Genomic DNA, 8461 nt, shown 5'->3' with positions numbered 1-8461 from the left:
CCAGATGCCGATCTGGTCATAGGTCGGGATCAGGCCAATCGCCGTGGTGGCAATGCCCATGATCATCAGCGTCAGCACCAGCATGCGCTTGCGCCCCAGCGTGTCGCCGAAGTGGCCGAAGATGACGCCGCCCAGCGGGCGACTGCGATATGTCGCCCGGGAATCTCTATCGCTATTTCCCGGGCAAGCTCGATATCGCCGAAGAAATCGCCCGCGAAGCCTCGATCCGGACAGCGGAAGAGCTTTCCCATATCCTGACCCAGCCCGGCCGGACGGCCTGCGAAAGGCTGCACGATTTCCTGTTTCAGGATCTGCGCGAGACGTTTCACACGCTGGAAAGAGACCCCAAACTGGTCGAGATGGCGCAGATCATCACGGCCGAACGTCCCCATTTCCACAATGAGGGCCTGAAGCGTGAGCGCGAGGTGCTGCGCCGGATCATCGATTACGGCAATGCCTCGGGCGAATTTTCGGTCGCCGATCCCGAATTCATTGCCGAAATGATCCAGTCGGCGACCTTGAAGTTCAGCTATCCGCAGCTTTTCACCCGGCTGTCCCTCGACAAGCTCGAGCGCGAACTCGAGGGCGTCTATGCGCTCATCATCGGTGGCCTCAGGGCTGGTATATCGATGAGCGATCCGCACCGAAATATGGTAGATGCCTGAAATTGCTGCGGCGCACCAAATCTCTTCAAATTCGCAATAAAGTCACAAGTTCCTGATTTGAATGAGCTAATCGCTCATACAACGGCGTTATGTGTTGCGCTGCGGCAACAGCAAACATGAAGATTGAATATTTTTCGTTTCATTCATTGTTTTTCATTCAGGTGCCTCCTAGATAGGGGTTGTCGAAGGGGTTCCCTCCTCCTTCGGCCGCACCGAAGGAGAGACCGCCATGACACTCGCAGCGCTGAAGCCCCAATTCGCAAGGCCGTTCGCCGCCGAAACCGTCGCCCGTCCTGTCGCAGACATCCTGCCCTGGACGAAATCGACCGACATGGCGGAGCGCCCCCTCGCCGTCCGCGACACGCTCGGCGCCCATCTGGGCAACGCCGCGATCGCGACCTACGCACTCTTCACCCTCGCGCATGTGCTCGTGCGCTACGCGATCTGAACAAACCCATTCCGGGCGCCGTCCCCAAAAGAGGGACCAGGCCGCCCGAACCGAAACCGAAGGAGATATCCATGAACCTCACCAACAAGGCACAGCGTGCCGAAAGCCTCGCGACCCGTTTCATCGTCGTGCTGCTCGCCGCCTACACCCTGACGCTCATCGCGCAGACGGCGGGCGTCGTCCACATCGCCTGAACGAGGTCTAACCGGGCCTATCGCCCGACCTAATTTCCCGCCGGGTCCTACCCTCCCTCCCCAGGGCCCGGCACACGCAGGCCTGCCAACTCAGGTCTTTCTTGCCCCGGTGCCTCCTCGCACCGGGGCTTTTTTTGTCCACAGACACAGGAACTTCTTAACCATGACGCGGTTAGGTTTACGCATGCCTCTCCGTCGATATGGTCCGCGCCCCATGACCTTGCCCGCGACAATTGAATCCAACCCTTATCCCTTCTCGATCGACGTTCCGGTCAGCGCGCCTCGCGCGCGGGCGATCGACATCGAGCCGATGATGGTCTGGTGCGAAAGCGTCTTCGGCGCGGAATGGCGACCGCGCAACCGGCGCGACAGGGTCCGGTTCTGCTTCCGCTCGGAACAGGCGCTGGCGCAATTCGCCGAAGAGTGGCGGCCGCGGCTTTAGAGAGAGCCACGCCCTTCCCGAACGAAATTCCAGATATTCGTCGACGTCATGGCCCGCTTTAAGCGGGCCATCCATCTTTGCAGCGAAGGAAGGTGGATGACCCGGTCAAGCCGGGTCATGACGATGAAGGTGCAACCGGTAGAGAGCCGGAAGAGAGTGTCAGGCCTTCACGCCGGCGCCGCGGGCGGCTTGCGCGGTCGGGTCGAGCGGCCAGCGCGCCAGCGGGCTCACGTCGAGCCCGTCGGTCAATCCGAGCGCGAGACGTTCGGCACCCGCCCAGGCGATCATCGCGCCATTGTCGGTACAGAGCCGCGCCGGGGGGACGATGAAGTCGAAGCCCTTTTCCGCCGCCACGCTTTCGAGCCGCGCGCGCAAGGTCCGGTTCGAGGCGACGCCGCCGGCGACGACGAGACGTCGCGCGCCTTCGGGAAGTCCCGCCATCTCCATGGCATGGCGCACACGGTCGGCCAGCACATCGGCGACGGTCGCCTGAAAGGAAGCGGCAATGTCGGCGCGGAGTTGGTCGTCGAGCTCTCCTTGCGCTTCGACGAGCTGGCGCACCGCCGTCTTGAGGCCGGAAAAGGAAAAGTCGCAGCCGGGCTTGCCGTAAAGCGGGCGCGGCAGCGGGAAGCGCGCCGGATCGCCATCCGCCGCGGTGCGTTCGACCGCAGGGCCGCCCGGAAAGCCGAGACCCATCAGCTTCGCGACCTTGTCGAAGGCCTCGCCCACCGCGTCGTCGATAGTGGTGCCGAGGCGGCGGTAGCGCCCGACGCCCTCGACCACGAGAAGCTGGCTGTGGCCGCCCGAAACGAGAAGCAGCAGATAGGGAAAGGGTGTGCCATCCGTCAGCCGCGCCGTCAGCGCATGGCCCTCGAGGTGGTTGACCGCAACAAGCGGCAAGCCACGGGCAAGTGCGATGCCCTTGGCCGTCATCAGGCCGACGATGACACCGCCGACGAGACCCGGTCCGGCGGTGGCGGCGATCGCATCGAGATCGTCGAAGTCCAGATGCGCATCGGCAAGCGCACGGGCGATCAGCCCGTCCAGATGCTCGACATGGGCGCGGGCGGCGATTTCGGGCACCACGCCGCCGTAAGGCGCGTGTTCGCGGATTTGCGAAAAGACCGCGTTGGAGAGGATTTCACCCCGCAAGCCGTCCGCTCCGCCGGCATGGCGGCGCACGACGGCCGCCGCCGTTTCGTCGCAGCTCGTTTCGATCCCGAGTACCGTGAGCACGCCTTCGCGCGTCATATCGTCCGCCGCTGCGCCGTGGAAAGGGCTCTTGCGGGCCGCCGCGATCGTTTATAAGAGCGGCAAGCCCTGATTGAAGGGTGGCATAACACCCGGAAGAAGGCTCATGCAACGTCGGCTCCGCATCGGCACACGCGGCTCGAAGCTCGCGCTCATTCAGGCGAACGATGTCGCGGTGCGGATCGGCCGCGCGCTCGGCCTTCCGGCCGAAGAGGCGGCCGAAATCGTCGTCATCAAGACGACCGGCGACCGGGTGCAGGATCGCAATCTCTCGGAGCTGGGCGGCAAGGGTCTCTTCACCAAGGAAATCGAGGATGCGCTGACCGATGGCGGCATCGACCTCGCCGTCCATTCGATGAAGGACATGCCGACGGTTCTGCCCGACGGGCTCGTCATCGACTGCATTCTCGAACGCGTCGATCCGCGCGACGCCTTCCTGTCGGCGAAAGCGACCTCCATCGCGACGCTGCCGAAGGGCGCCGTGGTCGGCACCTCGTCGCTCCGGCGCGGCGCGCAGGTCAAGGCGCGCAGGCCCGACGTCACCATCGTTCCCTTTCGCGGCAATGTCGACACGCGGCTCCAGAAGCTCGCCGACGGCGTCGCCGACGCGACGCTGCTCGCCATGGCGGGCCTCACCCGTATGGGGCTTCTCGACAAGGTGACGGCGCCGCTCTCGACCGAGGAAATTCTTCCCGCAGTGGCGCAGGGCGCCGTGGGCGTCGAGCGGCGCACCCATGACGACGAGGTCGGCGAGCTGCTGCAGCGCCTGCATCATGTCGAGACGGGGCTTCGCGTCGCCGCCGAGCGCGCGGCGCTTGCCGTGCTCGACGGCTCCTGCCGCACGCCGATCGCGGCGCTCGCCATCATCGAAGGCAAGAAGCTCGCGATGCGGGCGATGATCCTGACGCCGGACGGTTCGGAAGTGATCGAAACCTCGCGCGAGGGGCTTGCCTCGGACGCGATCGCCATCGGCACCGATGCGGGCGCCGAATTGAAGAGCCGCGCGGGCCCGCATTTCTTCGACGGTTATTGAGGCCTCCCATGCGCCTTCTCGTCACGCGGCCGGACGAGGATCAGGACGGACTCGCCGAGGCGTTGCGCGCCATGGGACATCAGGCGATCGCGGCGCCGCTGCTCGCGATCCGCCCGCTCGCCGACGCCGCCATTCCCGACACGCCCTATCAGGCGTTGCTCGTCACCAGCGCGAATGGCGCGCGGGCCGTCGGCGCGCGACGGCGCGACATGGCGCGGCTCGCCGCCTTGCCCGTCCTCGCTGTGGGCGAGGCGAGCGCCGAGGCGGCGCGGGCAGCAGGCTTTGCCGATGTCGCGAGCGCCGGCGGCGATGTCGAGGCGCTGATCGAACTGGCGCTCAGGCGACTCGCGCCGGGCGGCGGGCCGCTTCTTCATGTCGCGGGCAGCGTCACGGCGGGCGACCTCAAGGGCGGGCTCGAGGCGCATGGCTTCAGCGTCGACCGGGTCGCCCTCTATGAGGCGGTTGCGGCCGACTGTCTGCCGGAAGCGGCGATCGAGGCGCTCGGGACCGGAGCGGCCGACGGCGTGCTCTTTTACTCACCCAGAACGGCCAGGAGTTTCGCAAGCCTGATCCGCGCAGCGGGCCTCGAACAAACACTCGTCACGCTGACCGCCTATTGTCTTTCAGGGGCGGTGGCGGACGCGCTGGCCGGACTGCCCTTCAAGGCGATCGAGACGGCCACGGAACCCACTCAGGCCGCCCTGCTCGGGCGTCTTGCCTGATTCGTCACCGGTACCCGCGTCATTCGGGCGCGCGCGGATTGCGCAAAAGGCCGAAATCCGCCCATCCTGCCTTTCCGGTGCCATGATCCCCTCTATAGTGAGGGTCCGATTTTTGAAGAGGCCTTCTTTTCCCATGAGCGACGCGAGCGGCGACAAGGATATCTCTCCCGAGGCAGAAGTGCTGGGGCCCGAGAAGGATGCGCGTGCGGCGCCCTCGCGCAAGGAGCCGCCCGTGATCGAGGGCGAGGCGGAGGTTCTGGCCAGCAGCACCGGTGGCGGCGGTTCGGATGATGGCGGATTTGGAGACGATGCCCGGTCGACAGCGTCCTCGGCGGACGCGCCGGCGCCGGGGAAGGCCGCGTCGCGCGCGAGCGGGCTCGGCGCGATCGCCATCGCGGTCGTGCTCTCCGTCGTTGCGGCCGGCGTCATCGCCTATGTCGCGGTCGGGCGGCTCGGCAGCACGACCGACATGTCGGTTGCCGACCTCGGTGCGCGCATTGAGGCGCTCGAACAGAAAAACGACGATAGCGATCAGACGCTGACGGAAACGACGAAACGCCTCGACGGGCGGCTCGCCGCCGCCGAAGCGACGCTTGCTGCGCAAGCGCCGGAGAGCGTCGGGGCCGTCAATGCGCGGCTCGACAAGCTCACAGCCGAGACGGAGGCGCTGAAGCAGTCGCTTGCCGACACGCAAGCCGCGGCACAGGCCGGCCAGAAGAAGCTCGACGAGATCGCGACGGCGATGCCGCCCGCCGGCCTCGCCGATCAGGTGGCGAAGATCGAGGCGATGCTGCGTCTCCTCAACGGCGCGCTCGACCAGTTGACGCCGAAGATCGCCGCCATGGATGCGCGGCTCGCGGCGCTGGAGGCCAAGAAGGAAGATCCGGATGCCGCCGCGCGCGCGGCACTCGGCCTCGCGCTTGCCAATCTCGCCCGCGCGGCGGAAGGCGCGGGCCCCTTCAGAAGCGAGCTCGACGCCGTCGCGACCTTCCTGCCGAACGAGCCGGAACTGACGCGGCTCGCACCGGTCGCCGATAAGGGCGCGACGACGCGGGCGCGCCTCAAGGAGGAATTCACGCCGCTTGTGCAGGCGATCTTCGACGCAGAGCGCAGCGCCGAGGATGACGGGCTCTGGACGCGGTTCGTTTCCAACATCCGCTCCGTCGTCACCGTGCGGCGAACGGGCGAGATTTCGGGCCAGACGACCGAGGCCGTCGTCGCCCGCATGGAAGAGCGCCTGAAGGTCGACGATCTCGCCGGCGCGGTCGAGGAAGGCGCCAGGCTCAAGGGCAAGGCGGAAGAGGCCGCGAAACCCTGGCTCAATCGGGCGCGCGCCCGTCTCGACACGGACGATCTCGTCCGCGACCTTTCGGCGCGTGTCGCATCGCGGCTCGCCAAGGCGGCCGACGGCACGGCGGCGGGCGGGATCGGCGACTGATGCTGCGTGCCCTCTACACATTCCTCATCGTTGCGGCGCTCTCGGCGCTGGCGATCTGGCTCGCGGACAATCCCGGCGATCTGGTGCTGCATTGGCGCGGCTATGAGGTGCGGACGAGCTTCGTCGTCGGTCTCGGGCTGATGGTCGTCGTCGCTTTCCTGGTGCTGTTCGCCTATCGCATCGCACTCGGCGCGCTCCGGACGCCGGCGGGTTTTTCTTCCTTTCTCGATCAGCGCCGTCGCCGTCGCGGGTTTCTTGCGCTGACGCGCGGCATGGTCGCGGTCGCTGCGGGCGACGCGAACGAGGCGCGGCGCTTCGCGGGTCAGGCGAGGCGCTTTCTCGACGAGACGCCGCTGACGCTGCTTCTGGCCGCGCAGGCTGCCCAGCTCGAAGGCAAGGAAGACGCGGCGCGCGGCTATTTCGAGGCGATGCTGGCCGCGCCCGAAACCGAGTTCCTCGGGCTTCGCGGCCTCTTCGTGCAGGCGCGCCGCGCCGATGACAGGACGCGCGCGCTCGAGATCGCGCGCCGGGCCTTCGCGCTCCGGCCGAAGACGCCCTGGGCCGCGCAGGCCGTCTTCGAGATCGAGACATCGGAGGAGGACTGGGCGGCGGCGCTCGCGACGCTCGACCGGATGCTGGCGGCGAAGCTCGTCACGCGGGACGTCGCGCGCCATCGCCGGGCCGTGCTGCTGACGGCACAGGCGCAGACGGCGGAAGAAGCGGCGCGCCTTCAGACCGGCGAGGCGAAGAAAGGTCCACGCGAAAAAGCCCTGTCGCTGGCGCTCGACGCGGCGTCGCTCGAACCCGATTTCGTCCCCGCCGTGGCGCTGGCCGCGAAACTCTGCGGCGAGACGGGCCGTGTGCGGCGCGGCGCGAAACTCGTCGAGGACATATGGGCTCGCCATCCGCATCCCGATCTTGCCGACGCCTACATGAACCTGATCGAGGGCGAGAGCGCCTATGATCGCTTCAAACGCGTGCGCCTTCTCGCCGGGCACAACCGCGATCACATCGAAAGCCGCGTGGCGCTGGCGCGCGCGGCCGTCGCGGCGCGCGACTGGCTCGCGGCGCGCGGCGCGCTCGAGCCCTTTGTCGGCGCCCAAGCGGCTGCCAGCAATGCGGATGGGCGTCCGTCGCAACGTATTTGCGAACTGATAGCGGCGATCGAGGAAGGCGAGCATGGCGATCGCGGCAGCGCGCGCGAATGGCTTGCCCGCGCCCTTCATGCGCCGGAAGACGAGGCCTGGACCGGTGAGGGGTATCGCTCGCATCGCTGGTCGCCGATCAATCCGGTGACGGGGGAATTCGACGCGCTGCAATGGCGCGCGCCGGGCCTGCGCCTGCCCTCCGTCGTCGTGCCGCCGGTCGCGCCGTCGGTCGTGCCGTCCGGGCCCGCGCCTGAAGCACCTCCGCTGGCGGAGGAAGAGCCCGCGCCGGCCGCCGCCGAGACCCATCACATCCGCCCGCAACTCGAGGAAGACGAAGCTCTTGCCTTTCCGCCACCGCTGCCGGACGATCCCGGTCCGGGTGCCGACGATTTCGACGTCGAGCCGGGTGACGGGGAGGGAACGCATAAATGGTGAAGCGCAGTCTTCAGGGCGTGGGCATTCTCATTCTGCTCGCGATCGTCGTCATCGCCGTGTCGGTGGTCCGCTTCGACAAGAGCAAGGACGAATTGCTGCCGAAATATGCCAATGCGGCCTCGCAATTCATCGCGCTGCCCGACGGGGCGGTGGCGCATGTGCGCGATCAGGGCAACAAGGCAGGGCCGGTGCTGGTGCTCATCCACGGTTCCAACGCCTCGCTCCATACGTGGGAACCCTGGGTCCAGATTCTCGGCGCGAAGTACCGCGTGGTGACCATGGACATGCCGGGTCACGGGCTCACTGGCGCCGTGCCGAACGACGATTACAGCCGCACGGGCATGGTCGCCTTCGTCCATGAAGTGATGCAGAAGCTCGGCCTGACGCGTTACGCGATCGGCGGCAATTCGATGGGCGGCGGCGTCGCGGCGCAATATGCGGAAACCTGGCCCGACGAGGTTTCGGCGCTGATCCTCGTCGATGCGTCGGGTATTCCGCGAAAGCCGCAGCCGGGCGCCAAGGTGCCGCTCGCCTTCCGCCTCGCGCAGACGCCGGTTCTCAACAAGCTTCTTCTCTATGTGACGCCGCGTTCGATCATCGCCGAGGGGTTGCACAAGGTCTTTGTCGACCAGTCCAAGGTCACCGACGACATGGTGGCGCGCTATTACGACCTGACGCTTTACGA

The 8461-nt window shown here is 66.9% G+C and carries 10 protein-coding genes and 1 pseudogene; 9 read left to right on the top strand and 2 right to left on the bottom strand.

Annotated features, from left to right (window positions below; genetic code table 11):
• Positions 1-144: pseudogene (locus VMR03_RS16870) on the bottom strand (MFS transporter); the annotation flags it as partial.
• Positions 145-149: 5 nt separating this feature from the next.
• Here VMR03_RS16870 and VMR03_RS16865 point away from each other — a divergent pair.
• The 4 genes from VMR03_RS16865 to VMR03_RS16850 all read left to right on the top strand — a co-directional run bounded on the left by VMR03_RS16865 (position 150) and on the right by VMR03_RS16850 (position 1749).
• Complete coding sequence (locus VMR03_RS16865; protein WP_325407277.1) at positions 150-665, top strand: TetR/AcrR family transcriptional regulator; 516 nt, start codon at positions 150-152, stop codon at positions 663-665.
• 229 nt (positions 666-894) lie between these two features.
• Complete coding sequence (locus tag VMR03_RS16860) at positions 895-1113, top strand: hypothetical protein (protein WP_325407275.1); 219 nt, start codon at positions 895-897, stop codon at positions 1111-1113.
• A 71-nt stretch (positions 1114-1184) separates the two neighbouring features.
• Positions 1185-1307: a hypothetical protein gene (locus VMR03_RS16855; RefSeq protein WP_325407273.1), complete on the top strand. Its 123-nt coding sequence runs from the start codon at positions 1185-1187 to the stop codon at positions 1305-1307.
• Positions 1308-1521: 214 nt separating this feature from the next.
• Positions 1522-1749, top strand: a complete 228-nt coding sequence (locus VMR03_RS16850) for a hypothetical protein (protein ID WP_325407271.1) — start codon at positions 1522-1524, stop codon at positions 1747-1749.
• Positions 1750-1908: 159 nt separating this feature from the next.
• On the opposite strand, the gene tsaD is transcribed toward VMR03_RS16850, so the two are convergent.
• A complete protein-coding gene (gene tsaD / locus VMR03_RS16845; RefSeq protein WP_325407269.1) occupies positions 1909-3000 on the bottom strand; it encodes a tRNA (adenosine(37)-N6)-threonylcarbamoyltransferase complex transferase subunit TsaD in 1092 nt (363 codons plus the stop codon).
• A gap of 106 nt (positions 3001-3106) precedes the next feature.
• Between tsaD and hemC the strand changes: the two genes are divergently transcribed.
• From hemC to VMR03_RS16820, 5 genes are all read left to right on the top strand, one after another.
• Positions 3107-4033: a hydroxymethylbilane synthase gene (gene hemC / locus VMR03_RS16840; protein WP_325407268.1), complete on the top strand. Its 927-nt coding sequence runs from the start codon at positions 3107-3109 to the stop codon at positions 4031-4033.
• 8 nt (positions 4034-4041) lie between these two features.
• A complete protein-coding gene (locus VMR03_RS16835; RefSeq protein WP_325407266.1) occupies positions 4042-4755 on the top strand; it encodes a uroporphyrinogen-III synthase in 714 nt (237 codons plus the stop codon).
• Between the two features lie 133 nt (positions 4756-4888).
• Entirely contained in the window at positions 4889-6193 is a 1305-nt protein-coding gene (locus tag VMR03_RS16830) for a COG4223 family protein (protein ID WP_325407264.1), read from the top strand.
• On the top strand, positions 6193-7776 hold the full coding sequence (locus VMR03_RS16825; RefSeq protein ID WP_325407263.1) for a heme biosynthesis protein HemY: 1584 nt from the start codon (positions 6193-6195) through the stop codon (positions 7774-7776). Before VMR03_RS16830 ends, VMR03_RS16825 begins: the two co-directional genes overlap by 1 nt.
• The coding region (locus VMR03_RS16820) for an alpha/beta hydrolase (RefSeq protein WP_325407261.1) at positions 7770-8461 on the top strand (692 nt) is incomplete at its 3' end. The genes VMR03_RS16825 and VMR03_RS16820, both read left to right, overlap by 7 nt.

The sequence above is a fragment of the Parvibaculum sp. genome, from assembly GCF_035511255.1.
Lineage (GTDB): Bacteria > Pseudomonadota > Alphaproteobacteria > Parvibaculales > Parvibaculaceae > Parvibaculum.
The sequence above is the reverse complement of the archived record's forward strand: the minus strand, read 5'-3'. Positions and strand labels throughout refer to the sequence as shown.

Bases quoted from the DNA above. Each gene is read 5' to 3' on its own strand.
- VMR03_RS16865 (WP_325407277.1), top strand. From the start codon at position 150: ATGTCGCCCGGGAATCTCTATCGCTATTTCCCGGGCAAGCTCGATATC.
- VMR03_RS16860 (WP_325407275.1), top strand. From the start codon at position 895: ATGACACTCGCAGCGCTGAAGCCCCAATTCGCAAGGCCGTTCGCCGCC.
- VMR03_RS16855 (WP_325407273.1), top strand. From the start codon at position 1,185: ATGAACCTCACCAACAAGGCACAGCGTGCCGAAAGCCTCGCGACCCGT.
- VMR03_RS16850 (WP_325407271.1), top strand. From the start codon at position 1,522: ATGACCTTGCCCGCGACAATTGAATCCAACCCTTATCCCTTCTCGATC.
- tsaD (WP_325407269.1), bottom strand. From the start codon at position 3,000: ATGACGCGCGAAGGCGTGCTCACGGTACTCGGGATCGAAACGAGCTGC.
- hemC (WP_325407268.1), top strand. From the start codon at position 3,107: ATGCAACGTCGGCTCCGCATCGGCACACGCGGCTCGAAGCTCGCGCTC.
- VMR03_RS16835 (WP_325407266.1), top strand. From the start codon at position 4,042: ATGCGCCTTCTCGTCACGCGGCCGGACGAGGATCAGGACGGACTCGCC.
- VMR03_RS16830 (WP_325407264.1), top strand. From the start codon at position 4,889: ATGAGCGACGCGAGCGGCGACAAGGATATCTCTCCCGAGGCAGAAGTG.
- VMR03_RS16825 (WP_325407263.1), top strand. From the start codon at position 6,193: ATGCTGCGTGCCCTCTACACATTCCTCATCGTTGCGGCGCTCTCGGCG.